23 protein-coding genes and 2 tRNA genes are annotated in these 25,824 nt (G+C 50.1%); 23 read left to right on the plus strand and 2 right to left on the minus strand.

What is annotated here, in order from left to right:
• The first annotated feature begins 88 nt into the window (after positions 1-88).
• The 7 genes from dnaJ to greA all read left to right on the plus strand — a co-directional run bounded on the left by dnaJ (position 89) and on the right by greA (position 9,327).
• The gene (gene dnaJ / locus CWI69_RS01355; protein WP_126761198.1) at positions 89-1,231 is read left to right on the plus strand and encodes a molecular chaperone DnaJ; all 1,143 of its coding nucleotides are present in this window, start codon (positions 89-91) and stop codon (positions 1,229-1,231) included.
• 31 nt (positions 1,232-1,262) lie between these two features.
• Positions 1,263-2,060, plus strand: coding sequence for a M48 family metallopeptidase (locus tag CWI69_RS01360; protein ID WP_126761199.1), 798 nt, complete (start codon positions 1,263-1,265; stop codon positions 2,058-2,060).
• A gap of 186 nt (positions 2,061-2,246) precedes the next feature.
• Positions 2,247-3,482: a dicarboxylate/amino acid:cation symporter gene (locus CWI69_RS01365; protein WP_126761200.1), complete on the plus strand. Its 1,236-nt coding sequence runs from the start codon at positions 2,247-2,249 to the stop codon at positions 3,480-3,482.
• Positions 3,479-4,288 carry a 4-hydroxy-tetrahydrodipicolinate reductase gene (gene dapB, locus CWI69_RS01370; RefSeq protein ID WP_126761202.1) on the plus strand — a complete coding sequence of 270 codons (810 nt, stop codon included), beginning with the start codon at positions 3,479-3,481 and terminating at the stop codon, positions 4,286-4,288. Before CWI69_RS01365 ends, dapB begins: the two co-directional genes overlap by 4 nt.
• A gap of 151 nt (positions 4,289-4,439) precedes the next feature.
• Positions 4,440-5,600 (plus strand): glutamine-hydrolyzing carbamoyl-phosphate synthase small subunit, encoded by a 1,161-nt coding sequence (gene carA / locus CWI69_RS01375; protein WP_241971012.1) that lies wholly within the window; start codon positions 4,440-4,442, stop codon positions 5,598-5,600.
• Positions 5,601-5,629: 29 nt separating this feature from the next.
• A complete protein-coding gene (gene carB, locus CWI69_RS01380) occupies positions 5,630-8,854 on the plus strand; it encodes a carbamoyl-phosphate synthase large subunit (protein WP_126761206.1) in 3,225 nt (1,074 codons plus the stop codon).
• A complete protein-coding gene (gene greA / locus CWI69_RS01385) occupies positions 8,851-9,327 on the plus strand; it encodes a transcription elongation factor GreA (protein WP_126761208.1) in 477 nt (158 codons plus the stop codon). Before carB ends, greA begins: the two co-directional genes overlap by 4 nt.
• A gap of 19 nt (positions 9,328-9,346) precedes the next feature.
• Here the strand turns inward: greA and CWI69_RS01390 are convergent, their stop codons facing one another.
• Positions 9,347-9,625, minus strand: a complete 279-nt coding sequence (locus CWI69_RS01390; protein ID WP_126761210.1) for a helix-turn-helix domain-containing protein — start codon at positions 9,623-9,625, stop codon at positions 9,347-9,349.
• 174 nt (positions 9,626-9,799) lie between these two features.
• Between CWI69_RS01390 and CWI69_RS01395 the strand changes: the two genes are divergently transcribed.
• On the plus strand, positions 9,800-10,270 hold the full coding sequence (locus CWI69_RS01395) for a helix-turn-helix domain-containing protein (RefSeq protein WP_126761212.1): 471 nt from the start codon (positions 9,800-9,802) through the stop codon (positions 10,268-10,270).
• Here CWI69_RS01395 and yhbY read toward each other — a convergent pair.
• On the minus strand, positions 10,267-10,575 hold the full coding sequence (gene yhbY / locus CWI69_RS01400) for a ribosome assembly RNA-binding protein YhbY (protein ID WP_126761214.1): 309 nt from the start codon (positions 10,573-10,575) through the stop codon (positions 10,267-10,269). The two genes, CWI69_RS01395 and yhbY, sit on opposite strands and share 4 nt — an antisense overlap.
• Before the next feature lie 80 nt (positions 10,576-10,655).
• On the opposite strand from yhbY, the gene rlmE reads away from it, so the two are divergent.
• The 15 genes from rlmE to pnp all read left to right on the plus strand — a co-directional run bounded on the left by rlmE (position 10,656) and on the right by pnp (position 25,794).
• Positions 10,656-11,282, plus strand: a complete 627-nt coding sequence (rlmE, locus tag CWI69_RS01405; protein ID WP_126761216.1) for a 23S rRNA (uridine(2552)-2'-O)-methyltransferase RlmE — start codon at positions 10,656-10,658, stop codon at positions 11,280-11,282.
• A 50-nt stretch (positions 11,283-11,332) separates the two neighbouring features.
• The gene (gene ftsH / locus CWI69_RS01410; RefSeq protein WP_126761218.1) at positions 11,333-13,255 is read left to right on the plus strand and encodes an ATP-dependent zinc metalloprotease FtsH; all 1,923 of its coding nucleotides are present in this window, start codon (positions 11,333-11,335) and stop codon (positions 13,253-13,255) included.
• A 44-nt stretch (positions 13,256-13,299) separates the two neighbouring features.
• Positions 13,300-14,115: a dihydropteroate synthase gene (folP, locus tag CWI69_RS01415; protein WP_126761220.1), complete on the plus strand. Its 816-nt coding sequence runs from the start codon at positions 13,300-13,302 to the stop codon at positions 14,113-14,115.
• The gene (glmM, locus tag CWI69_RS01420) at positions 14,112-15,452 is read left to right on the plus strand and encodes a phosphoglucosamine mutase (RefSeq protein ID WP_126761222.1); all 1,341 of its coding nucleotides are present in this window, start codon (positions 14,112-14,114) and stop codon (positions 15,450-15,452) included. Before folP ends, glmM begins: the two co-directional genes overlap by 4 nt.
• Positions 15,453-15,561: 109 nt before the next feature.
• Positions 15,562-16,338 carry a triose-phosphate isomerase gene (gene tpiA / locus CWI69_RS01425; RefSeq protein ID WP_126761224.1) on the plus strand — a complete coding sequence of 259 codons (777 nt, stop codon included), beginning with the start codon at positions 15,562-15,564 and terminating at the stop codon, positions 16,336-16,338.
• Between the two features lie 2 nt (positions 16,339-16,340).
• Positions 16,341-16,667, plus strand: coding sequence for a preprotein translocase subunit SecG (gene secG / locus CWI69_RS01430; RefSeq protein ID WP_126761226.1), 327 nt, complete (start codon positions 16,341-16,343; stop codon positions 16,665-16,667).
• 12 nt (positions 16,668-16,679) lie between these two features.
• Positions 16,680-16,764, plus strand: a tRNA-Leu gene (locus tag CWI69_RS01435).
• 64 nt (positions 16,765-16,828) lie between these two features.
• Positions 16,829-16,905, plus strand: a tRNA-Met gene (locus tag CWI69_RS01440).
• A 158-nt stretch (positions 16,906-17,063) separates the two neighbouring features.
• A complete protein-coding gene (rimP, locus tag CWI69_RS01445) occupies positions 17,064-17,522 on the plus strand; it encodes a ribosome maturation factor RimP (protein WP_126761228.1) in 459 nt (152 codons plus the stop codon).
• 24 nt (positions 17,523-17,546) lie between these two features.
• Positions 17,547-19,046, plus strand: a complete 1,500-nt coding sequence (nusA, locus tag CWI69_RS01450) for a transcription termination factor NusA (RefSeq protein ID WP_126761230.1) — start codon at positions 17,547-17,549, stop codon at positions 19,044-19,046.
• 23 nt (positions 19,047-19,069) lie between these two features.
• Entirely contained in the window at positions 19,070-21,739 is a 2,670-nt protein-coding gene (gene infB, locus CWI69_RS01455) for a translation initiation factor IF-2 (RefSeq protein ID WP_126761232.1), read from the plus strand.
• Between the two features lie 5 nt (positions 21,740-21,744).
• On the plus strand, positions 21,745-22,140 hold the full coding sequence (gene rbfA / locus CWI69_RS01460) for a 30S ribosome-binding factor RbfA (RefSeq protein WP_126761234.1): 396 nt from the start codon (positions 21,745-21,747) through the stop codon (positions 22,138-22,140).
• Positions 22,140-23,081 (plus strand): tRNA pseudouridine(55) synthase TruB, encoded by a 942-nt coding sequence (truB, locus tag CWI69_RS01465; protein ID WP_126761236.1) that lies wholly within the window; start codon positions 22,140-22,142, stop codon positions 23,079-23,081. Before rbfA ends, truB begins: the two co-directional genes overlap by 1 nt.
• A gap of 83 nt (positions 23,082-23,164) precedes the next feature.
• Positions 23,165-23,434 (plus strand): 30S ribosomal protein S15, encoded by a 270-nt coding sequence (rpsO, locus tag CWI69_RS01470; protein ID WP_126761238.1) that lies wholly within the window; start codon positions 23,165-23,167, stop codon positions 23,432-23,434.
• A 212-nt stretch (positions 23,435-23,646) separates the two neighbouring features.
• Positions 23,647-25,794: a polyribonucleotide nucleotidyltransferase gene (pnp, locus tag CWI69_RS01475; RefSeq protein WP_126761240.1), complete on the plus strand. Its 2,148-nt coding sequence runs from the start codon at positions 23,647-23,649 to the stop codon at positions 25,792-25,794.
• Positions 25,795-25,824: the final 30 nt, after the last annotated feature.

The following is a 25,824-nucleotide window of genomic DNA, read 5'->3' on the forward strand; positions in this document are numbered from 1 at the left end:
GATAACAACGCACGGGGGTTGCCAGCAGGTGGCCTCCGTGTATTTGTTTGCGGACTTAGCTAAATAGGAAAGTGGAAGACGCAATATTATGGCGAAACCAGATTTGTATGAAGTGCTGGGCGTAAGCAGAGATGCTAGCGAACGCGACATCAAGAAAGCCTACAAACGCATGGCAATGAAATATCACCCGGATCGTACCAAGGGTGATAAAGACCTCGAACTGAAGTTCAAAGAGGTTAAAACGGCCTACGAAGTGCTTTCAGATCCGCAAAAACGGGCAGCTTATGACCAGTACGGTCATTCCGCATTTGAACAAGGTCAGGGTGGCTTTGGTGGCGGCGGTGCCGGAGCAGCGGATTTTGCCGATATTTTTGGTGATGTGTTCGGTGATATCTTTGGTGGCGGCGGTCGACGTGGTCGGGCGCAGGCAGCACGCGGCGCTGATTTGCGCTATAACCTCGAACTGTCACTGGAAGAGGCTGTACGCGGTAAAGAAGTCGATCTGAAGATCCCTAAATTAACGGAATGCGACGATTGTGATGGTTCAGGCGCTCGCGCAGGTTCAAGTGCTGAAACCTGTTCACACTGTCACGGTAGTGGCCAGATACAGATGCGGCAGGGTTTCTTTGCGGTGCAACAACCCTGTCCTCACTGTCGTGGTCGCGGTAAGGTCATTAAAGATCCGTGCCGCACCTGTCATGGTGAAGGACGCGTTGAACGCACGAAAACATTGAATGTGAAGATTCCTGCTGGAGTGGATACTGGTGATCGTATTCGCCTGAATGGCGAAGGAGAAGCCGGCGAAATGGGCGCTCCTCCGGGCGATTTATACGTTCAGGTACATGTTCGCGAGCACCCAATTTTCAAGCGGGATGGCAATAACCTGTATTGTGAAGTACCTTTAAGTTTCACCCATGCGGCATTAGGCGGTGAAATTCAGGTACCGACGCTGGAAGGCAAAGTGAACCTGAAAATCCCCGCCGAAACCCAAACCGGCAAGCTTTTCCGCTTACGCGGTAAAGGTGTTCGTTCAGTTCGTACCGGGGCGGTGGGTGATTTGATATGTAAGGTTGTCATCGAGACACCTGTGAATCTATCTGATGAGCAACGTGATTTGTTGCGGCAGCTCGATAAGTCAATGGGCACAGGCGATGAAGCAGCACGCTATCGGCCAAAAGAAAAAGGCTTTTTTGATGGGGTGAAGCGCTTCTTTGACGATCTCCGCGGATAAGCGTTTTAACAAGCTAAACTGGAGTAAAGCGATGCGCACGTTAAAGTTCGGACTCATTGCCACGGCCCTTGTGGGTCTGGTGGCATGTACGCAATCACCAACAGGTCGATCGCAGTTACAGCTGTTCAGTAGCGATGAAATCGCTCAGCTAGGTGCGCAAAGCTACAATACCCTCAAAGAGAAAGAGAAGATCTCGACCGACCCGGCCATAAACCGGTACGTACAATGTATCTCTGATGATCTCATTGCTGCGTTGCCGTCACCCTGGGCGCAACAGCAGTGGGAAGTCACCGTCTTTGATAGCGAGGCGGTTAACGCCTTCGCTTTGCCAGGTGGCAAAATTGGCGTTTACACGGGATTGATTGAAGTTGCAGAAAACGCTTCTCAGTTAGCGGCTGTCATTGGTCACGAAATTGGTCACGTGATCGCAGGTCATAGTAACGAACGGATGTCGAATCAGTTTGCCGCTGGCCTTGGTCTACAGCTCGGCGGAGCGCTGATTGGCCAGGAAATGGAAAGTGAACAGGCCGCGATGGTGATGGGCGTGCTGGGCCTTGGTGTACAACTTGGCTACATTTTGCCTTATTCGCGCATCCATGAAAGTGAATCTGATGAGCTGGGTCTGCGTTATATGGCTGCGGCAGGTTATGATCCCCGTGAGGCCGCTGAGTTGTGGCGTAACATGGCGAAGCAGGGTGGGCCGAAGCCACCGGAATTTCTCTCCACCCACCCATCACCACAAACCCGTGTTGATAAACTGGAAGAGTTAGCTGTCGACGCAATGAGCACCTATCGTCAGGCGCCAAAAGCCAGTTGCCGCAAACCCTAACAGCCCGGCGGCCGCACCCCGCGGCCGCTTTATTAGGTGTTTAAACGAACAGCGTAGCGTACGAACAGTGAGACGTAGTCGAACGTACGAATAACGAATAACGAATATCGAATAACCAATCGTTCTAATCCTATCCCACGCATCCCCCGTACAATAGATTCTTTTTGACGATCGACGAGAGGATCTATGCTCAAAACCTGGTTTGCAATTCCGTTCTGGCAACGGGTGCTGGGTGCTTTTGTTCTTGGTGTGACCGCGGGACTCCTGGTGCCGGATTTCGCCGTGGCGCTGAAGCCCTTAGGTGACCTGTTTATTCAAGCTTTAAAGATGCTGGTGGCGCCGCTGATCTTCTGTGCCATCGTTAATGCAATTTTACAGTTTGGTGAAAATGAAAGGCTGGGGAAAATCGGCGCGCAGACCGTTGGTTTGTTCTTGCTGACAGCTGTGCTTGCCAGCATTATTGGCTTAGCCGTAGGTAGTTTGCTGGATGTCTCGCCGACGCAAAATCTGACAGCTGCTGCGGATTACCAGGAGAAGGTTGTCCCGGGCCCAATCGCCGTATTCCTCAATATGATACCGAGCAATCCATTTGCGGCATTGAGTGAAGGTAAAATTCTACAAATTGTTGTTTTCGCGGCTCTAGTCGGTATTGCAATCCGACAGGTAGGCGCGCCGGCACAAGCCCTTGGTAACGTTTTACAGGCAGGCGCTCAGGTGATGTACCGCATCACCAAAATGGTACTGGAGCTGACGCCGCTGGGTGTGCTTGGGTTAATGGCCTGGGTGGTCGGTAGCTATGGTCTGAGCAGTCTTGCGCCGCTGGCTGTGTTTGTTGGCGCTATCTATCTGGCATGTCTGATTCACATCATCTTTGTCTACGGAACCATGGTGCGGCTGGCGGGCATGTCGCCGTGGTATTTCTTTAAATCTGTGTTCTCAGCACAATTGGTGGCTTATACCACCTGCAGTAGCTTTGGCACCATTCCCGCAGCGCATCAGGCAATTACCGAACGCCTTGGTGTAAAAAAATCGTACGCGAGCTTTGTCTTGCCCCTTGGCGCGACCATCAATATGGATGGTTGCGGCGGTATTTATCCTGCAATTGCTGCGATTTTCATTGCCCAGTTGTACGGCATCCCGCTGGACTGGATGGACTACCTGCTGATTACCGGCACTGCGACGCTGGCCTCAATCGGCACCGCTGGTGTGCCGGGGACAGCGCTGGTAATGCTGACGGTTACTTTAAACGTTATCGGTTTACCTCTCGAAGGTATTGCCTTCATTGCCGCTATTGATCGAATTATCGACATGGCACGCACCGCAACCAACGTTACCGGCGATATGGCGGTTGCAGTTGTGCTGGGGCGTGACGATAATAGGGCTAATGAAGATTTTGTCGGCAGGGCGCAGGAACAGTCATGAAAATAGCGGTTATTGGTGCCAGTGGGCGCATGGGGCAAGCGGTAATGACCGAGCTTGCGGAGCAACAGTTGAGCTGCAGTGCGGCAATTGTTGCCGCCGGCTCAAAGCATGTTGGTAAAACGGTTACGCAATTCGCTGAGCAGGGTTTATGTTTCAGCGATGGTAGTGACCTTAGTGCTGCTGAAGTTGATGTCTTCATCGATTTTAGTCTGCCGGAAGCTCTAGCGCATAACCTGACTCTCGCGCAGCGCTTAGGCGCTGCTATTGTGGTCTGTACTACTGGTTTAACTGATGCGCAACGGGCGCTAATAACTGAAGCGGCGCAATCTGTGCCGGTACTCTACGCAGCTAATACCAGTGTCGGTATTTGTGTCATGGAGCAGCTGGTCGCATTAGCCAGTGCTGCGCTGCCTGCTGCTGACGTAGAGATTGTGGAAGCTCATCATCAAGCAAAACGTGATGCTCCTTCGGGAACCGCGTTGGTGTTAGCGGCAGCCGCGGCTAACGGCCGCGGAGAGCAGCTTGCGAAGCTTAATGCCGGATTACGTGGTGCCGGGCAACGCCGGGCGGGAAGTATCGGTTTTGCGGTTGTGCGCGCAGCGGATATTATCGGTGAACATCAGGTGTTGCTGGCCCAGCCAGGGGAGCGTATTGAGCTAACCCATCGGGTAGGCGATCGCAAGGTATTTGCCCGTGGCGCGGTTCAGGCCGCACAGTGGCTGGCATCGCAGCCTACAGGCTATTATGGAATGCGCGACATGTTAGATATGAAGGCAACGCTACAGAGGCTAATACACGAAATTTAGCTGGACTCGGGCGGCACTTTTCTTTACTATAGACCCAATTTGCCAACCTGAAGTTGGTGAGCTGAAAACGCGCACTTTTTAGCTGGTGCAAGGTAATCAACGGGGAAGTCATTTTATGATTCACCCGTTTTTTTATGTACGGAGGTTAACCTTGAGTATCCTAGCGAGCCATTCAGCGAGTAAAGCCATTTTGGTGCTTGCGGATGGAACTGTTTTTCACGGCACTGCTATCGGTGCTGGTGGCACGGCGGTCGGCGAAGTTGTTTTTAATACCGCAATGACCGGCTACCAAGAAATTCTCACCGATCCCTCCTATGCTGAACAAATTGTAACCCTTACTTATCCCCACATTGGCAATTACGGTACCACTCACGAAGACGAAGAATCCAATCGGGTTTGGGCGAAAGGTCTGGTGATCCGTGACTTGTCATTAAAAGCCAGTAATTTCCGTCTTGAGCAGTCCTTAGGTGATTACCTGCGACAGCGCAACGTGGTCGGCATAGCCGATATCGACACGCGGAAACTGACCCGCCTGTTGCGTGAAAAGGGTGCACAGAACGGTTGTATCATGGCAGGGAATGTTGATGGTGAACTGGATATTGACCGGGCGCTGGAGCTGGCGCGAGGTTTTCCAGGTTTGCAGGGCATGGATTTAGCGAAGGACGTTACAATTCGCGCGCCTCATGAGTGGACCAGTCAGAGTTGGCAACTGGGCAAAGGGTTTAGCGAGTTGACGGACCCTAAGTTTCATGTCGTCGCTTATGATTATGGTTGCAAGCGTAATATTTTGCGGATGCTTGCAGATCGCGGTTGTAAAGTAACTTTGGTACCGGCCCAAACACCGGCCAGCGAAGTTTTAGCAATGAATCCCGACGGCGTATTTCTATCCAATGGCCCGGGTGACCCCGAGCCATGTGATTATGCAATTACTGCAATTCGCGAGCTGATGGAAAAGAAAGTTCCGCTGTTTGGTATTTGTCTCGGACACCAATTGCTGGCATTAGCCAGTGGTGCAAAAACTGAGAAGATGAAATTTGGTCACCATGGTGCCAACCATCCGGTACAGGATTTGGCCAGCGGACGGGTGATGATCACGAGTCAGAACCATGGTTTCGCGGTGGCTGAAGACAACCTCCCGGACAATCTTAAAGTGACGCACAAGTCGCTGTTTGATGGCACTTTACAAGGCATCCATCGCACTGACGTGCCAGCCTTCAGTTTCCAGGGGCACCCGGAAGCTAGCCCTGGGCCGCACGATGTGGCGCCTTTGTTTGACCACTTTATTGACTTGATGAGCCAGCGCGCGCAGTAAGCGCTGCCGAACGGAGGACGAACCGACTTATGCCAAAACGTACCGACATAAAAAGCATCCTCATTCTAGGCGCTGGCCCTATTGTTATCGGCCAGGCCTGTGAGTTTGACTATTCCGGCGCCCAAGCTTGTAAAGCCCTGCGTGAAGAGGGTTACAAGGTTATCTTGGTGAACTCAAATCCCGCCACTATCATGACCGACCCGGAAATGGCAGATGTGACCTACATCGAGCCGATTCACTGGGAAGTCGTGGCAAAAATTATTGAAGTTGAACGGCCAGACGCAGTATTGCCGACCATGGGTGGGCAAACCGCACTGAACTGTGCCCTTGAACTCGACAAGCATGGCGTACTGGAAAAATACAATGTTGAAATGATCGGCGCGAATGCTGATGCCATCGACAAAGCCGAAGATCGTGACCGCTTCGATAAAGCAATGAAAGCTATCGGCCTGGAAACGCCTAACGCCGAGGTTGCACATAACCTCGAAGAGGCGTTCGATATTCTCGGCCGACTTGGTTTTCCGTGTATTATCCGACCGTCGTTCACTATGGGTGGCAGCGGTGGCGGTATCGCTTACAACCGCGAAGAGTTTGAAGAAATTTGCCGCCGTGGTTTAGATTTATCGCCGACCAAAGAATTGCTCATCGATGAATCGTTGATCGGCTGGAAAGAATTTGAAATGGAAGTGGTTCGCGATAAAGCGGACAACTGCATTATTGTTTGTGCGATTGAAAACTTTGACGCCATGGGCATCCATACCGGTGACTCCATTACTGTCGCTCCGGCGCAGACCTTAACCGATAAAGAATACCAAATCATGCGTAATGCAGCGATGGCGGTATTGCGGGAGATTGGCGTTGAAACTGGTGGCTCGAACGTACAGTTTGGGATCGATCCCGATACCGGACGTATGGTTATTATTGAGATGAATCCACGAGTCTCGCGCTCATCAGCTCTAGCCTCCAAAGCAACGGGTTTCCCAATTGCTAAAGTGGCAGCGAAACTGGCGGTAGGTTACACCCTGGATGAACTCGAAAATGAGATCACCGGAGGCGTTACACCGGCATCGTTTGAGCCTGCGCTTGACTATGTTGTGACCAAGATCCCACGCTTTAACTTTGAAAAATTTGCAGGCTGTAACGACCGCTTAACGACGCAGATGAAATCAGTAGGCGAAGTGATGGCCATCGGTCGTAACCAGCAGGAGTCTATGCAGAAAGCGCTGCGCGGACTGGAAATTGGCGCCAGTGGATTTGATCCAATGGTTGAGCCAAATGATCCTGAAGCACGTGGCAAGGTGATTCGAGAACTGAAAGAACCTGGCGCTGAGCGTATTTTCTATATTGCTGATGCATTCCGCATTGGCATGACAGTGCGTGAAGTCTTCGAACTGACACGGATTGATGAGTGGTATCTGATTCAGATTGAAGAAATCGTGTTACTGGAAGCGGAAATTAAAAAGCTTGGCATGATTGGACTCGACGAACGGGTATTGCGTTTACTGAAGCGCAAAGGCTTTGCCGACGAGCGGATTGCTGCAATTCTTGATGTTTCTGAAACAGAAGTCCGGCGTCGCCGTCACGAACTGGGCATTCACCCGGTTTACAAACGGGTCGATACCTGCGCTGCAGAATTTGCTTCTGATACCGCCTACATGTATTCGACCTATGATGACGAGTGTGAAGCTAATCCTACGGATCGTGAAAAGATCATGGTTATCGGTGGTGGTCCAAACCGCATCGGTCAGGGGATTGAGTTTGACTACTGCTGCGTTCACGCGGCTTTAGCGCTCCGTGAAGATGGTTACGAAACCATCATGGTGAACTGTAACCCTGAGACTGTGTCCACGGACTATGACACCTCAGATCGGCTGTACTTCGAACCCATTACACTCGAAGATGTGCTGGAAATTGTCAGAATTGAGAAACCTAAAGGCGTTATCGTGCAATACGGTGGCCAGACGCCACTGAAATTAGCGCGCGAGCTGGAAGCTAATGGTGTACCTATTATCGGTACCTCGCCAGATGCGATTGACCGAGCTGAAGATCGTGAGCGTTTCCAGAGCGCAGTCACCCGTTTGGGCTTAAAACAGCCTGAAAATGCAACCGTGACGAAAGTTGATGAAGCTTTACGTGAAGCAGAGCGCATCGGCTACCCTCTAGTTGTCCGGCCAAGCTATGTGCTTGGTGGTCGCGCTATGGAAATCGTGTATGACGAAAGCGACTTGCACCGTTATCTTACCGATGCAGTGAAAGTATCAAACTCAGCACCAGTACTGCTGGATCGTTTCCTTGATAATGCTATTGAGGTTGATGTCGACGCTATTTGTGACGGCGAGCGGGTTTTCATTGGTGGTATCATGCAACACATTGAGCAGGCAGGGGTACATTCCGGTGACTCTGCGTGTTCATTGCCGCCTTACTCGTTGAGTGACAAGATTCAGGACGAGTTGCGTGATCAGATGAGCAAACTGGCGTTTGAACTTAATGTACGAGGTTTAATGAACGCGCAGTTTGCGATTAAAGATGACGAAGTTTATCTGATTGAGGTGAATCCTCGCGCTGCGCGCACCGTGCCATTCGTGTCAAAAGCAACGGGTGTCCCGCTGGCTAAGATCGCGGCACGCGTCATGGTCGGACAGACCCTGCAGCAACAAGGCTATGAGAAAGAAGTTATTCCACCGTATTATTCGGTGAAAGAAGTGGTTATTCCGTTTGCTAAATTCCAGGGAGTGGATCCGATCCGCGGTCCGGAAATGCGCTCTACGGGCGAAGTGATGGGCGTCGGCGAGAGCTTTGAAGAAGCTTATGCAAAAGCTAATTTGGGCGCTGGCGAAGCACTGGCGAAAGCCGGAAAGGCATTGCTCTCAGTGCGAGATGGCGATAAAGCCCGGATCTTTGATCTTGCCCGCGGTTTGATTGCGTTGGGCTTCTCGCTCGAAGCGACCCGCGGCACAGCAAAAATGTTAAATGAAGAGGGCATTACCTGTACCGTTGTCAATAAACTACAGGAAGGCCGACCAAATATTGTTGATGCAATTAAAAACGGCGAGTACAGTTACATAATCAACACCGTTGAAGGTCGCCAGGCAATTGAAGACTCGGTCTACATTCGCCGCGAAGCACTCTTGAATAAAGTGATTTACACCACCACGTTAAATGCAGCCTTTGCGACCGTAAAAGCAAATACTGCAGATGATCGGGCACGAGTAAACTCACTGCAGTCATTACATAAAAGGGTTGAAACAGCATGAGTCAGATTCCAATGACAACCCGTGGCGCTGAGATGCTGCGGGAGGAATTAAAGCGTTTAAAAACTGAAGATCGACCGCGCATCATCCAGGCAATCTCGGATGCGCGTGAGCATGGTGACCTTAAAGAAAATGCTGAGTATCATGCGGCGCGTGAACAGCAGGGCTTTTGTGAAGGTCGGATTCAGGAGATCGAGGCGAAGCTTTCAAACGCACAGATTATTGATGTTACTAAGGTACCTAACCAAGGCAAAATAATTTTTGGTTCGACGGTAACTCTCTACAATACGACGACTGAGAAAGAAGTGACGTACCGCATTGTTGGTGATGATGAAGCTGATATTAAGCAGAATCTAATTTCAGTGAATTCACCGATCTCGCGTGCGCTTATCGGTAAACAAATCGATGACGTTGCCCGCGTGAATACCCCAAGCGGTGAAGTCGAATATGAAGTCGTTAAGGTCGAATACGTCTAGTCCTCGTTAGCGTAATTCGTCAATCATTGTCATTTAAGAGCGCGACCAGTTCGCGCTCTTTTTGTTCCCGATCCTGTTTCGTCGCGATAGCAGGGCCATGATAACTCTCGACATCGGGGAAGACTTCATCTACCGGGCGGCCAAGCGCTTTCGCAATGGCTAACGCCACAGATTTTGAACGCGCTTTGCGTGAAGCTACCTTTGAAATCAGTGAAGGGCTCTTACCCAGAGCTTTAGCAAGCATCGAAAAATCAAATCCGCGCTGGGCTAATTCCTTTTTAATTTTATTACTATCCATCGTCGCTCTGCTGTGGTTGAATGTAGCTCATTGTGAACTTAAGTGGAGTTCACAGTGTATTCAAAAGAACTAAAAAATGGGTCAAAAGACAAAAATTAAGGAAAAATAATGTCAAATGACACAAAAATAAATACTACACATAGGGCGCCGAAAAGCAAAGTAGAAATACTCAGTATGGATGAGTGTATTGCACGATTACGGCTGTATTACGGTGATCTGCCGTTGGCGAAGATCATGCGCAAAATTGGTATTCCTAATTCCACCTATGCAAATTGGGTAAAACGCGGGACGGTCACCAGCGATCAGTTAGTCGCCGGTCTGATTAACGCAGGTATCTCATTAGACTGGTTTTTCTCGCCAGACAAACAGCTGAATTATCCGACACCATCACAATTGCATATTGCTGAAGTGATGCACTCGGAGTATCAACGTGCCTCTGAACGAACTCAGATTATCAAGGCTGTGGAAGCTGTTGAGCCATTATTTGAATTATTTAAACTGGAAAAGAATGAGGATAATCAGGAACTGCTGGTAGAGACCTATCTGGCCCGGCGATCTGACCATGTAACGGTGAACTTTGCCGTGAAACAGGTTGCGAAGGCGCTTGCCAGCGCCCAACGCAGAGCAAAAAAACCGCGCACTTAGTTGCGCGGTAACTGAATTTTCCCTTCTGGACTTGGTTTGTAGAGCGTAAGAATCTTACCCACGACCTGCACCCGATAAGCCTGCGTATGAGCGACTATGGTTGCGTAAATTTGTTCACGCAATTCACGGTCATCTTCGGGTACGCGAACCTTAATAAGCTCATGATGGTTCAAAGCCAGTTCAATCTCAGCCATTACCCCTTCGGTCAGGCCATTGCCGCCTAATAACACCACTGGTTTGAGCTTGTGTGCCAAGCTTTTTAAGTGCTGTTTCTGTTTATTGCTTAAAGTTAACCCTGCAGCCATGTAATAATATCCCACTATCTCTTGAATTTTCGCTATTCTACCGCCATCTGGGTAGTAGAAGCCAGTTTGGTATTGAGACAATGGGTAAAAAACGTTCAGCAAGTAGCACACGATGGTTGCAGGAGCACTTTAGTGACCATTACGTACAGAAGGCCCAGAAGCAGGGGTTGCGTTCGCGTGCGGTATTCAAAATTGATGAAATTCAGCAAAAAGATCGAATCCTGAAGCAAGGAATGACCGTGGTCGATTTAGGCGCGGCACCGGGCGGTTGGTCACAGTATGTGGTTGATAAACTGGACGGTAACTGCCAGGTCATTGCCTGCGATATCCTGCCGATGGATCCTATTGCCGGGGTGGATTTTCTCGAAGGAGACTTCCGCGAAGAAAGTGTTTTAGATGCGCTGCTGACCCGAATTGGTGGGAAAAACGTAGATGTAGTGCTGTCCGATATGGCGCCCAATATGAGCGGCAACGACAATGTCGATTTACCCCGGGCAATGTATCTGGTCGAATTGGCTTTGGAAATGTGCCATCAGGTTTTGAAACCGAACGGTAGTTTTGTCGTCAAAGTCTTTCACGGTCAGGGTTTTGAAGAGTATTTAAAGGCAGTTAGAGCAGCGTTTACCAGCGTTCGCACACGTAAGCCAGACTCCTCCCGAGCCCGCTCTCGAGAGGTCTATTTGGTAGCTACGGGATACAAATTGTAGTACGCTGTGGTGAGCGAGCTAAGCAATGTAAATAAATGAGGTAGTCAGCTTTGAGCGATATGGCAAAAAATTTAATTCTTTGGCTGGTGATTGCTGTCGTATTAATGACGGTGTTCAATAGTTTCAGTCCTGGCAGCGGCACCACCGAACAGGTTCCGTATAGCGAATTTGTTTCGCAGGTGAACAACGGCGGTGTCCGTAAAGCTGATATTGATGGGCGGATGATCACTGCGCAATCGCGTACGGGTGAGTCGTTTACTACGGTGATGCCGATGAGCGACCCTGAACTTATGAATGACTTACTGCAGAATAATGTTGAAGTGGTCGGAAAACCACCAGAAGAGCCGAGTATTCTTACTTCGATCTTCATCTCGTGGTTCCCAATGCTGCTGCTTATTGGTGTGTGGATTTTCTTCATGCGTCAAATGCAAGGCGGTGGCGGTGGTCGCGGGGCGATGAGCTTTGGTAAGAGTAAGGCGCGTCTGATGAGTGAAGAGCAGATCAAAACCACCTTCAGCGACGTTGCAGGCTGTGATGAAGCGAAAGAAGAGGTTTCGGAACTGGTTGAGTACTTGCGTGACCCAACCAAGTTCCAGCGCTTAGGTGGTAAAATTCCTACCGGCGTGCTTATGGTAGGACCTCCTGGTACGGGTAAGACATTGCTTGCCAAAGCGATTTCCGGCGAAGCAAAAGTCCCGTTCTTTTCTATCTCAGGTTCTGACTTCGTCGAAATGTTTGTTGGTGTCGGCGCATCGCGTGTGCGTGACATGTTCGAACAGGCGAAAAAGTCAGCACCTTGCATTATCTTCATCGATGAGATTGATGCCGTGGGTCGTCAGCGGGGCGCAGGTCTTGGTGGCGGACACGATGAACGTGAACAGACCTTGAACCAGATGTTGGTTGAGATGGATGGCTTTGAAGGTAATGAAGGAATTATCGTCATTGCTGCAACCAACCGTCCTGATGTATTGGATCCGGCATTGCTACGACCTGGCCGTTTTGACCGTCAAGTCATGGTGGGTTTACCGGACGTACGCGGACGTGAGCAGATCCTGAAAGTCCATATGCGTAAAGTGCCCTTAGGTGATGATGTTGATGCATCAGTCATTGCGCGTGGTACGCCGGGCTTTTCAGGTGCAGATCTTGCTAACCTGGTTAACGAGGCGGCGTTATTTGCGGCGCGTTCTAACAAGCGTGTAGTCGCTATGGAAGAATTCGACAAAGCGAAAGACAAGATTATGATGGGCGCTGAACGCCGCTCGATGGTTATGACGGATGAAGAGAAAGCAATGACTGCTTATCACGAAGCTGGTCACGCCATCGTCGGTCGCTTGGTTCCTGAGCATGACCCGGTTTACAAAGTTTCGATTATCCCACGCGGCCGCGCTCTTGGGGTAACGATGTACCTGCCGGAGCAGGATCGGGTGAGTCATTCCAAGCAGCATCTGGAAAGCATGATTTCGAGCTTATTTGGTGGTCGTCTGGCCGAGCAAATCATCTATGGTGATGAGAAAGTCACTACAGGTGCCTCGAATGATATTGAGCGGGCTACGCAGATTGCCAAGAAGATGGTCACTCAGTGGGGCTTGTCAGAAAAAATGGGGCCGTTGCTATATGCTGACGATGAGAACGAGGTTTTCCTTGGTCGCTCGGTAACTCAGCACAAACACATGTCCGATGAGACAGCGCGCGCCATTGACCAGGAAGTGAAGCTGTTCATTGACCGTAACTACGATCGTGCGAAGCGGATTCTGGAAGAGAACGTCGATATTCTGCATACCATGAAAGATGCGTTGATGAAGTATGAAACCATCGATGCGGACCAGATTGATGACCTGATGAATCGTCGCGATGTGCGTGAACCACGTGACTGGCAGAAGCCGGATCGCAATGATGATACGAGTGGCGGTGCGACAACGAGTTCCGATGAGGAACCGTTGACGGGTAAGCCCGGCGATGCGCCCGCAAGTTAATGGAGAAAAGCCCCGGTTCGGGGCTTTTTTTTGAGGATAGCAGTATGACAGCTGGAACCGCACAGCCCAAAGTAATGGGTATTCTCAATATCACTCCGGATTCTTTCTCTGATGGTGGTCGATACGATGGACTTGACCGTGCGCTACGGCAAGCACAGCAAATGGTTGCCGATGGTGCCGAATACCTTGATGTTGGCGGCGAGTCTACGCGACCAGGCGCTGAGGCCGTAGGAATTCAGGAAGAGCTTGATCGAGTTATGCCGGTGCTCAACCGGTTACGGGCAGAATTTGATGTTGCTCTGTCGATCGATACCTGCAAGACCGCAGTTATGGCTGAAGCCTTAGGGCAGGGTGTTGACTTAGTAAATGACATTCGCGCTTTGCAGGATGATGGCGCCCTGGCGTTACTGGCTCAACATGATGCTGATGTCTGCCTGATGCATATGCAGGGTGAGCCGCGCACGATGCAGCATGAGCCACGCTACGACGACGTAGTAATTGAGGTGAAGTCATTCCTGCAGGAGCGCCTGCGAGCCTGTGAGCAAGCTGGCATAGCTTTAGAACGGATTTATCTTGATCCAGGCTTTGGCTTTGGTAAAAGCGTCAGGCATAATTATCAGCTGCTGCAACGTATGCAAGCTTTTCACGAGCTGCAACAGCCGTTGCTGATTGGATTATCGCGAAAATCAATGTTGGGTCATGTGACCGGGCGCGAAGTGCCGGAACGCTTGCCGGCGAGTATCGCCGCCGCAACGATAGCAGCAATGAAAGGGGCGCGAATTATTCGTGTACATGATGTCAGGGAAACGGTTGATGCAATGAAAGTGGTTGCAGCAACCTTGGCTGGAGATTTCAGTTGAGTCAACGTAAGTATTTTGGCACCGATGGTGTCCGTGGTCGGGTCGGTGACTTTCCGATTACCCCCGATTTCGCCGTCAAGCTAGGCTGGGCCGCTGGGACGGTTTTGTCTAAGTCAGGTAATCAACGCGTACTAGTGGGTAAAGACACCCGTCTGTCAGGCTACATGTTGGAGTCAGCACTGGAAGCTGGACTGCTTTCGGCGGGCGTTAGTGTCGAGTTTCTCGGCCCTATGCCAACCCCAGCAGTGGCTTATTTGACACGGAATTTCCGTGCTGCTGCCGGAATCGTTATCAGTGCCTCGCATAACCCGTATTACGACAACGGAATTAAGTTTTTCTCTGACTCCGGCAGTAAGCTTGCCGATGCCGTTGAGAGCGAAATTGAGCGATTGCTGGATGAACCGCTCGTTTGCGTTCCATCGGAGCAAATGGGTCGTGCCAGCCGCATCGATGATGCGCCAGGGCGGTATATTGAATTCTGTAAAAGTGTTTTTCCTTCAGAACTGTCGCTAAGCGGTTTAACCATCGTGGTCGATTGTGCTCATGGTGCGACCTATCATATTGCACCAGACGTACTGCGGGAACTCGGTGCCACAGTGCATGAAATTGGTACTGCGCCGAACGGTGTGAATATTAATGCCAAGTGCGGAGCAACGGACTTAGCTGCACTGCAAGCCAGTGTGCGTGAACATAAAGCGGATCTTGGTTTTGCCCTCGATGGTGATGGTGATCGCTTAATGATGGTGACCGCAGAGGGACGGATCGTCGACGGCGATGATGTTATTTATATTCTTGCCCGGGCGGCCCAGCAGGATGGATTACTGCAAGGCGGGATTGTTGGCACGCTGATGTCTAACTTTGCTTTGGAAAAGTTTTTCGCCGACCGCAAAATTCCTTTTGTGCGAGCCAAAGTAGGTGATCGTTATGTCATGGAAGAATTAGTTAAACGTGACTGGAAGATTGGCGGTGAGAATTCCGGACATTTAATCAATCGCCAGTTTCATAGTACCGGTGATGGGATCATCGCCGGATTACAGGTGTTGACGGCAATGCAGCGTGAACAGTGCAGTTTGACTGAGCTGCTGCGCGGCTTTGAAAAGTACCCACAAGCGCTGATTAACGTGCGGTTCCAGGCTGGATCAGATCCACTCAATGATGCCGCGGTGCAATCAGCGGTCGCTGATGTTGAACGCCGCCTTGGCAACGAGGGGCGGGTACTGTTGCGCAAATCGGGCACTGAACCCCTGATCCGGGTGATGGTTGAAGGCCGTGATCCACAGACGGTTAAGACCCTGGCGCAGCAAATTGCCAGTGAAGTTGATGCCGCGGCGAATTAATGAGCAGTCTCACTGTTTTGTAGCATTCAGTACTTGTAAGTTGGCGGCAGGTTATGTAATATCTCGCCGCTCTTGAGGTAGCATTTAAACGCACTTAATAGAGGCATTTATGCAACGGCAACCGTTAGTCATAGCGAACTGGAAAATGAATGGCAGTCGCCTACTAACCAGTCAGTTGGCAGCGGCCTTGCGCGAGCAAGCAGCCTTGCTGAACGATGTTGCTGTGGTGGTTTGCCCACCAGCAGTGTTGTTACCTAACTGGCAACAGGAAGTGTTTTACGATGCCGTGCATCTTGGCGCACAAGACGCCAACGAGCATGCTGCAGGCGCGCACACTGGTGAGCATAGTCTGCAGTTGCTGAGTGAAGCAGGGGCTGACTATGTACTGGTAGGGCACTCTGAACGCCGTCAGTATTACGGTGATTCCAGCGCCCGCGTTCAGGCTAAAGTAGACGCTGTGCTGGCCCATGCAGGACAAAAGTTAAAGGTCGTGCTTTGTGTAGGCGAACAGGAACACGAGCGCGATAACGGCGAGACCGTTAAAGTTATTGAAGGGCAATTAGCTACAGCCTTAGCTAATGTCAGCGCGGCACAACTCGCGCATGTGGTCATCGCCTATGAGCCAGTATGGGCCATAGGTACCGGTAAAACGGCGAGTCCACAACAAGCACAAGAAGTGCATGCATTTATACGTAATTGGTTGCAGCAACAGTACGCTGCTGCAGCAGAAACAGTGCCATTATTGTATGGTGGCAGTGTCAAAGCGGACAGCGCACCTGCGTTATTCGCAGAAACAGACATTGATGGTGGCTTGATCGGCGGCGCAAGTTTAGAACCAGATGCGTTCCTTGCAATTTGCCGCGCAGCCCAAGCCCGGAGAAGCTAACTATGTACGAATTTTTATTGATTGCGTATCTTATCGTTGCCATTGTGCTGGTCGGAATTATTATGATTCAGCAAGGTAAAGGCGCCGATATGGGTGCGTCGTTCGGTGCAGGTTCATCGAACACGGTGTTCGGCTCAGGCGGTTCTGGTAATTTCCTGACGCGGACTACCGCAGTTATTGCGATTCTATTTTTCATATTAAGTTTGATTCTGGGTAATTTGTCTTCAGGTTCAGGCGACGTCGAAAGTGAATTCGAAACTATCGAAACTCCGGCGCCGGTAGCAGAAGAAATTCCAGCGTCTGGCAATGACGTGCCAGAGTCAAACTAAGAAACGATTTATGCGGATGTGGTGGAATTGGTAGACACGCTATCTTGAGGGGGTAGTGCTTTCGGGCGTGCGGGTTCAAGTCCCGCCATCCGCACCAAATTGGCAGCCTGTTTTGGTTGCGTTTCCTGCGGGAATCTTTATAATATGGACACGTTTTCGGACGCGGGGTGGAGCAGTCTGGTAGCTCGTCGGGCTCATAACCCGAAGGTCGTAGGTTCAAATCCTGCCCCCGCAACCATTTAACAAAGGGTCCAGTGTTCTAAAAGCCCCGCAGCAGTTCGGGGCTTTTTACTATGTGACCTCTGCTGCAATGCGGTACGACACAGGTTGTCGAGCGAATTAGCAGTCATAACACTGGGCGTTTACGCCCTTTTTTTGTTTCAGGAGTTCAAGAATTTGGCACGTATTGAAGAACGCTTAGTCACCATGATAGAGCCAGCCGTAGCTGCTTTGGGCTTTGAGTTGTGGGGCGTTGAATTTGTTCGCGCAGGAAAACATTCAACCTTGCGCGTTTATATTGACCATGAAAATGGTATTAGTGTTAACGATTGCGCGGATGTGAGTTACCAGGTCAGCGCGTTGTTGGATGTCGAAGACCCGATCAATAGTGAGTACTTTCTCGAAGTCTCGTCGCCGGGTATGGAACGTCCATTCTTCAGTGCTGCGCAAATGCAGGACTATGTAGGTGAAACGGTTGCGGTGGAACTGACCATGGCGCAACAGAACAAACGTAAATTTAAAGGTGTCATCAAAGCAGTTGATGGCAGCTCTGTTGATTTCGAAGTTGAGGGTGAACCAATGACGGTCAATTACTCAACAGTGAAAAAAGCTCATTTAGTTCCTCAGTTAAACTAAGGATTGCGCAGGCGAGGCAAAATAATGGCAAAAGAAATTTTATTAGTTGCAGAAGCTGTTTCGAACGAAAAAGACGTATCGAAAGAAAAAATCTTTGAGGCTCTTGAGTCTGCGTTAGCGCATGCAACGAAAAAGAAATATGACGGCGACATCGACGTGCGGGTAAGTATTGACCGTAATACCGGTGACTTCGACACCTTCCGCCGCTGGTTAGTGGTCGACGACACGGAACAGCCGCTTGAGCATCCGTATCGCGAGATCAGCCTGGCTGCCGCTCAGTACGAAGACGAATCCGTACAAGCCGGCGATTATGTTGAAGAAGAAATCGCCTCAATTGAATTTGATCGTATTACTACCCAGACAGCGAAACAGGTTATCGTACAAAAAGTACGTGAAGCTGAACGGGCAAAAGTTGTTGATGAGTATCAGGATCAAGTCGGCGAACTGGTGAGCGGTATCGTAAAACGCGCTAACCGCGAGCATGTACTGCTTGATTTAGGTAACAATGCAGAAGCGATGATTTATCGTGAAGAAATGTTACCACGCGAATCCGTTCGGGTTGGCGACCGCGTACGCGGCTTGCTTTATGAAGTGCGTCCTGAGGCGCGCGGTGCGCAGTTGTTTGTCAGCCGTACCAACCCAGATTTCCTGATTGAGCTGTTCCGGATTGAAGTGCCTGAGATCGGCGAAGAAATGATCGAAATCCGCGGCGCGGCGCGTGATCCTGGTTCACGTGCGAAAATCGCAGTGAAGAGCAACGACCGTCGTATTGACCCGGTTGGCGCTTGTGTAGGCATGCGTGGAGCTCGGGTGCAGGCAGTTTCTGGCGAGCTTGGTGGTGAGCGTGTCGACATCGTGTTATGGGACGACAACCCTGCTCAGTTCGTTATCAACGCCATGGCGCCGGCAGAAGTCGCTTCGATTGTGGTCGACGAAGATGCCCACACTATGGATATCGCCGTTGAAGAAGGCAATCTTGCGCAGGCTATTGGTAAGGCTGGACAGAACGTTCGCCTTGCGAGTCAGCTCACCGGCTGGCAGCTCAATGTAATGTCGCAGGACGAATTTACTGAGAAGAACGAAGCCGAAGCGCAACGACTACTGGACTTGTTTACCAAGCATCTTGCTATTGATGAAGATTTTGCTGCAGTTCTGGTCGACGAAGGCTTCTCCTCGTTAGAGGAAGTTGCATACGTACCTATGGATGAGTTATTGACCATCGAAGGTATGGATGAAGAGATTGTAGAAGAGTTGCGGAATCGGGCGCGCGGAGTATTAACTACTAAAGCGCTGGCCGATGAAGAATCGCTAGAGAGCGTCGAACCGGATGAGACCTTACTAAACCTTGAAGGTTTAGACCGTCACCTGGCCTATGTGCTAGCCAGCAAAGGTATCATTACCCTGGAAGATTTGGCTGAACAAGGCATTGACGATCTCGCAGAAATTGAAGAATTAACCGAGCAACGAGCTGGTGAGCTAATTATGCAGGCGCGTAATATTTGCTGGTTCGGTGACGAAGAATAAGATCAACGGGGGTACGACAGACTATGGATGAAGTAACGCTGGATAAACTAGCTAAAGATGTAGGTACGACAGTTGATCGTTTAGTGACGCAGTTTGCTGAGGCTGGCATGAAAAAGCAGCCGGGCGATTCGGTCACTGAAGACGAAAAGCAAGCGTTGTTGGCGCATTTGAATAAGTCGCATGGCGGCAAAGGCCCGCAAGAGCCGAGTAAAATGACGCTGAAACGTAAAGAGAAAAGCACCCTTAGCATTGGCGGTGGCCCGGGTAAGAATAAGTCAGTGCAAGTTGAAGTGCGGAAAAAGCGTACCTACGTGAAGCGCTCTACGCTGGAAGACGAGCAGAAGGCCGAGCAGGAAAAAGCTGAGCAAGAACGCATTGCAGCTGAAGCGAAACGTCAGGAAGAAGAGGCGAAGGCAGCGGCAGAAGCGAAAGCGAAGGCCGAGAAAAAAGCTGCTGAAGAAAAAGCGAAGCAAGAAGCAGCACGCAAAGAGAAAGAAAAAGCCAAAGCCAAGGCTGAAGCCGAGAAACGCGCGGCAATGACGCCTGAAGAGCGTAAGAAGGCTGACGAGGCGAAAGCAGAAGCTGAGCGCTTGCGGAAGAAGCAAGAAGAAGAAGCTCGTAAGAAAGCTGAAGCTGAAGCAGCGCAACAAGCTGAAGAAGCACGTAAATTGGCGGAAGAAAACTCCGCGCGTTGGCAGGAAGAAGAAGCCAAACGCAAGCAAGCCGAACAGGAAGATGTTCACTTCACTACCTCAGAGTACGCGAAAGAAGCCGAAGACGAGCAGGACGTTGATGAAGAGCGTCGTAATCGTAAAAAGCAGAAGCGTCGCCGTGGTGATGATGAACGTGATGAGAATCCGCGTCGTGAAAAACGTCGTAAGGGCTCTAAACGTTCAACCTTGCAGCAAGCATTTAATAAGCCAGCTGCGCCAGTAGAGCGCGAAGTTAAGCTCGGCGAAACCATCACCGTTGGTGAGCTTGCAAGCCGTATGGCGATTAAAGCAAGTGAAGTCATCAAAACCATGATGAAGATGGGTGAGATGGTTACCATTAACCAGGTTCTTGACCAGGAAACTGCCTCATTGGTGGTCGAAGAAATGGGTCATAAAGTGGTGCTGGTAAGCGATAATGCATTGGAACAGGAAGTTCTTGCGGATCGTAACGAAGATGACAGCAAGCCGAAGGCGCCACGCGCTCCGGTAGTTACCGTTATGGGTCACGTTGACCACGGTAAAACATCGCTACTCGATTACATTCGTAAAGCCAAAGTTGCGTCCGGCGAAGCTGGTGGTATTACTCAGCATATTGGTGCGTATCACGTGGAAACCGATCATGGCATGATCACGTTCCTGGATACCCCCGGACACGCCGCCTTTACTTCAATGCGAGCGCGCGGTGCGGGTGCCACGGATATCGTTATTCTGGTCGTTGCAGCTGATGATGGCGTTATGCCACAGACGCTGGAAGCTATCCAGCATGCGAAAGCCGCAGGCGTACCCATCGTTGTCGCCATTAATAAAATGGATAAGCCAGAAGCTGATCCTGACCGGGTGAAAAACGAATTAGCGCAGCGCGACGTTATCCCGGAAGACTGGGGCGGTGAGGTGCAGTTCGTGCCAGTGTCAGCGCACTCCGGTGAAGGTATTGATAGCTTACTCGAAGCCATCCTGTTGCAATCAGAAGTACTTGATTTGCAAGCGGTTGCCGATGGTATGGCGCACGGTATCGTGATTGAATCACGGCTTGATAAAGGTCGCGGTCCAGTTGCTTCAATCCTGGTTCAGGAAGGCACCTTACGCCAGGGCGATATCGTCTTGTGTGGTCTTGAATACGGTCGTATTCGTGCCATGCGTGATGAGCTTGGCCGTGATGTAAAAGAAGCAGGTCCGTCTATTCCCGTTGAGATTTTAGGTCTGTCGGGTGTACCGCAAGCCGGTGACGAAGCGACCGTGGTCAAAGACGAGCGGAAAGCACGTGAAGTAGCCAACTACCGTCAGGGTAAATATCGTGAGGTTAAGCTTGCGAAACAGCAGAAAGCGAAACTGGAGAACATGTTTGCGAACATGGAAGAAGGCGACGTGAAAGAGCTGAATGTGGTCTTGAAATCAGACGTTCAGGGTTCACTTGAAGCTATTGCTGACTCGTTGCAGAAACTGTCTACCGATGAAGTTAAAGTTAACATTATCGGCAGCGGTGTTGGTGGTATCACTGAAACCGACGCATCGTTGGCAGGCGCTTCAGACGCTATCATCGTAGGCTTTAACGTACGTGCAGATGCTGCGGCGAAGAAGGTTATCGAGCAGGAAGCTGTCGACTTACGCTATTACAGCGTCATCTATGACTTGATTGATGAAATTAAGTTGGCAATGGGTGGCATGTTGGCGCCTGAATTTAAGCAACAAATCATTGGTCTGGCGGAAGTCCGCGACGTGTTTAAATCACCGAAGATTGGTGCCATCGCAGGTTGTATGGTTACCGAAGGTGTGGTCAAGCGTTCAGCACCGATTCGCGTATTGCGTGACAATGTAGTTATCTACGAAGGTGAGCTTGAATCACTACGCCGCTTTAAAGATGACATCGCGGAAGTTCGTGCCGGTATGGAATGTGGTATCGGTGTGAAGAATTACAACGATGTTAAAGTCGGCGACCAGATCGAAGTTTTCGAAACCGTACAAATTGAGCGGAGTCTCTAACCCTTATGGCGAAAGACTATAGTCGTACAGAACGGGTTGGTCAGCAATATCAGCGTGAAATTGCGCTGATATTGCAACGCGAAATCAAAGATCCACGCGTGTCGATGGTGACTGTATCGGACGTAGAAGTATCCCGAGACCTTGCCTATGCCAAAGTATTCGTTACCTTTATGCAGGATGACGAAGAGCAGGTAAAGCAGGCCCTGAAGGTACTTAATAATGCCGCTGGTTTTGTCCGTTCTTTACTTGGTAAACGGGTGAAAGCCCGGATCATGCCTGAACTCCGGTTTGTGCATGACCCGTCGTTGAATGAAGGTATTCGGATGTCGAAATTGGTGGATGAAGCCGTTCGTCGCGACGAACAACGCCATACCCCGAAGGATGACAACGGAGACGATTAATGGGACGACGTAAATCGGGTCGCGATATTAGCGGCGTGATTGTCTTAGACAAGCCTCTGGAACTAACCTCAAACGCCGCACTGCAAAAGGTGCGGCGTTTTTTTAATGCCCGCAAAGGCGGACATACGGGCGCGTTAGATCCACTGGCGACAGGCATCCTGCCCTTATGCTTTGGCGAAGCGACAAAGCTGTCGCATTTTGCCCTTGAAGCCGATAAAACCTATGAAGTGACAGCACACTTAGGTGTGCGAACCACCACCAGCGACGGCGAAGGTGAGGTTGTCGAACAACGTGAAGTCAACTTAGACAACGCCACGCTAGAACGCGCATTGCAACATTTCCTGGGCCCGCAACAGCAGTCACCATCAATGTTTTCAGCGTTAAAATATGAAGGCCGACCGCTGTATTATTACGCGCGGCAGGGCATCGAGGTACCACGCAAGTCACGTGAGATAGTAATCCGGAGTATTCGTCTGCTGGAATTTTCAGGTGATTATTTAAGTCTGGAAGTAACCTGCAGCAAAGGTACCTATATTCGAACCCTGATTGACGATATGGGCCAATATTTTGGCTGTGGAGCCTATGTCAGTGCGTTACGGCGAACCTGGATTGAAGGTGTCGAAGGGCCTATGCATACGCTCGCGGAGCTCGAACATCTGGCAGCACAATGTGATCCGGAACAGGGGGATTACCGCGCGCTGGATGCACTCTTGTTACCATGTGACTCGGTGGTCCAGCAAATACCTCAAGTTTGGGTTGTAGATGCTGATGCGGTGCGCTTTGTCGCGGGTAATCCAGCCGCTCCCGTGGCTGGTCAGACGGATGTAGATCATGAGGTGTTAAGGGTTAAACGCGAAAGTGATGATGCGTTACTTGGGTTAGGCAGCTGGCGGGGTGATAAAATTACCCCAAAGCGAGTGCTAAGCATTGCTAAACCCTAGGTGAGTCCGTATAATGCTTGGCGATTCCATCGATGCTGAATTAGTGATTGGCACCGATATTTTATCTAAACTAGGAGTACTTTATGTCACTAACTGCGGCAAAAAAAGCTGAAATCGTTAAAGAATTTGGGCAAGTTGAAAATGACACTGGTTCGCCAGAAGTCCAGGTTGCTTTGCTAACTGCAAACATTAACGAGCTGCAAAGCCACTTTAAAGAACACGCGAAAGATCACCACTCACGTCGTGGTCTGTTACGCATGGTAAGCCAACGTCGTAAACTGTTGGACTACCTGAAGCGTAAAGACAATCAGCGTTATGCATCTCTGATTGAGCGACTCGGTTTACGTCGCTAAGCACTGTTCAAAAAGGGGCCGCAAGGCCCCTTTTTACTTATAGAAAATCGAAATCGAAAGCGTTATTGGTTAGTAAACATCGAAAGCGTTATTGGTTATTAGATATTGGTTAGTAGAGTGAGGTATTGGTTATTCAACTAATAACTAATAACTAATATCTAATATCCAATAACGAAATTGTATTTAAAGAGAAGAAGGTAAAGGAAAAAAACGTGAATCCGATTACAAAACAATTTAAATACGGCCGTCATACCGTAACATTAGAAACCGGCGCGATGGCGCGCCAAGCGACTGGCGCAGTACTTGCCAGTATGGATGACACAACAGTATTGGTTACTGTTGTTGCTAAGAAAGAAGCCAATGAAGGGCAAGATTTCTTCCCACTTACAGTTAATTATCAAGAACGTACTTACGCTGCGGGTAAAATCCCAGGTGGTTTCTTCAAGCGTGAAGGTCGTCCGTCAGAAGGTGAAACTCTGACCTCGCGTTTGATTGACCGTCCAATTCGTCCACTTTTCCCTGAAGGTTTCAAAAACGAAGTGCAAATCATTGCTACCGTCGTTTCTGTAAATCCTCAAATTAGCCCTGATATTGTGGCTTTGATTGGTGCTTCTGCAGCACTTTGCATTGCAGGCGTCCCTTTTGCTGGTCCGATCGGTGCGGCTCGTGTTGGTGTCATCAATGATGAATACGTATTGAACCCTACCCTAGACGAACTGACTGAGTCTAAGCTCGATCTGGTTGTCGCCGGTACCAACAATGCCGTATTGATGGTTGAGTCCGAAGCACAATTGCTGTCAGAAGATGCCATGTTGGGCGCTGTTGTTTATGGTCACGAGCAGATGCAAACCGTGATCGAAAATATTAATGAGTTCACTGCTGAAGCTGGTAAGCCGAAGTGGGAATGGGAAGCTCCGGCGACCAACGAAGAACTGCTTAACAAAATCAAAGCGTTGGCAGAAGAAGGTATCGGTGAAGCCTACCGCATCACTGAAAAGACAGAGCGTTATGAGCAAGTCAAAAAGCTTCGCGACGAAGTGATCGAAAAGCTGACTGCCGAAGACGAAACCTTAGACGCGAAACAAATCGGTAACCTGTTCCACGGTCTTGAGAGTGATGTGGTCCGTCGCCGTATTATTGCTGGTGAGAAGCGTATCGATGGGCGTGAACCGGACATGGTTCGTGCATTGGATATCGCGACTGGTATGTTGCCACGTGTGCACGGTTCTGCGGTATTTACCCGCGGTGAGACACAGGCCTTAGTCGCTGCGACTTTGGGTACAGAGCGTGATGCGCAGATGATTGATGACTTGATCGGTTCAAGCAACAACCGCTTTATGCTGCATTATAACTTTCCTCCGTACTGTGTTGGTGAAACGGGTTTTGTCGGTTCACCTAAGCGTCGTGAAATCGGTCATGGCCGTTTGGCGAAGCGCGGTGTTCAAGCTGTTATGCCAAGCCAGGAAGAATTCCCATACACCATTCGTGTGGTTTCTGAAATCACTGAATCAAATGGTTCAAGCTCAATGGCTTCAGTATGTGGTACCTCGTTAGCATTGATGGACGCTGGTGTACCTATTAAAGCTTCAGTTGCCGGTATCGCTATGGGTCTGGTTAAAGAAGGCGACAAGTTCGTCGTTCTATCTGACATCCTGGGCGATGAAGATCACCTGGGTGACATGGACTTTAAAGTAGCGGGTAGCAAAGAGGGCGTAACTGCCTTGCAGATGGATATCAAAATTGACGGTATCACTCGTGAAATCATGGAAAAGGCACTTGAGCAAGCCAAAGCTGCGCGTTTACACATCCTGAATGTGATGGACGACGCAATTTCTGGTGCGCGCCAGGAGCTGTCTGATTACGCCCCGCGTTATCACACGATGAAGATCAACCCGGACAAGATCCGTGACGTGATTGGTAAAGGCGGAGCGGTGATTCGTGAGCTTACTGAGTCAACCAACACTAACATCGAAATCAACGATGACGGTACGGTTCGCATTGCAGCGACTGATCAAGAATCAGCGCAAGCCGCAATTGACCGCATCAAAGAGTTGACTGAAGATGTCGAAGTAGGTCGTATCTATCAGGGTAAAGTTGCACGTATCGTCGATTTCGGCGCGTTCGTGACCATTCTGCCTGGTAAAGATGGCTTGGTACATATTTCACAAATCGCTGAAGAGCGCGTGAATGATGTCAATGAATACCTTAACGTTGGCGACATCGTGCCAGTTAAAGTGTTAGAAATTGATCGTCAGGGTCGTGTCCGTCTGAGCATGAAAGAAGCCGCTGAGAAGCCTGCAGAAGCAGCGCAGCCAGCAGCTGAAGCCAGCCCGGAGCAAGGTCAGGACGAAGCTGAATAAATCAGCTTACAATTGCAAGATGGAAAGGGG

The organism is Pseudidiomarina halophila (assembly GCF_003987215.1).
GTDB classification, from domain to species: Bacteria; Pseudomonadota; Gammaproteobacteria; order Enterobacterales; family Alteromonadaceae; genus Pseudidiomarina; species Pseudidiomarina halophila.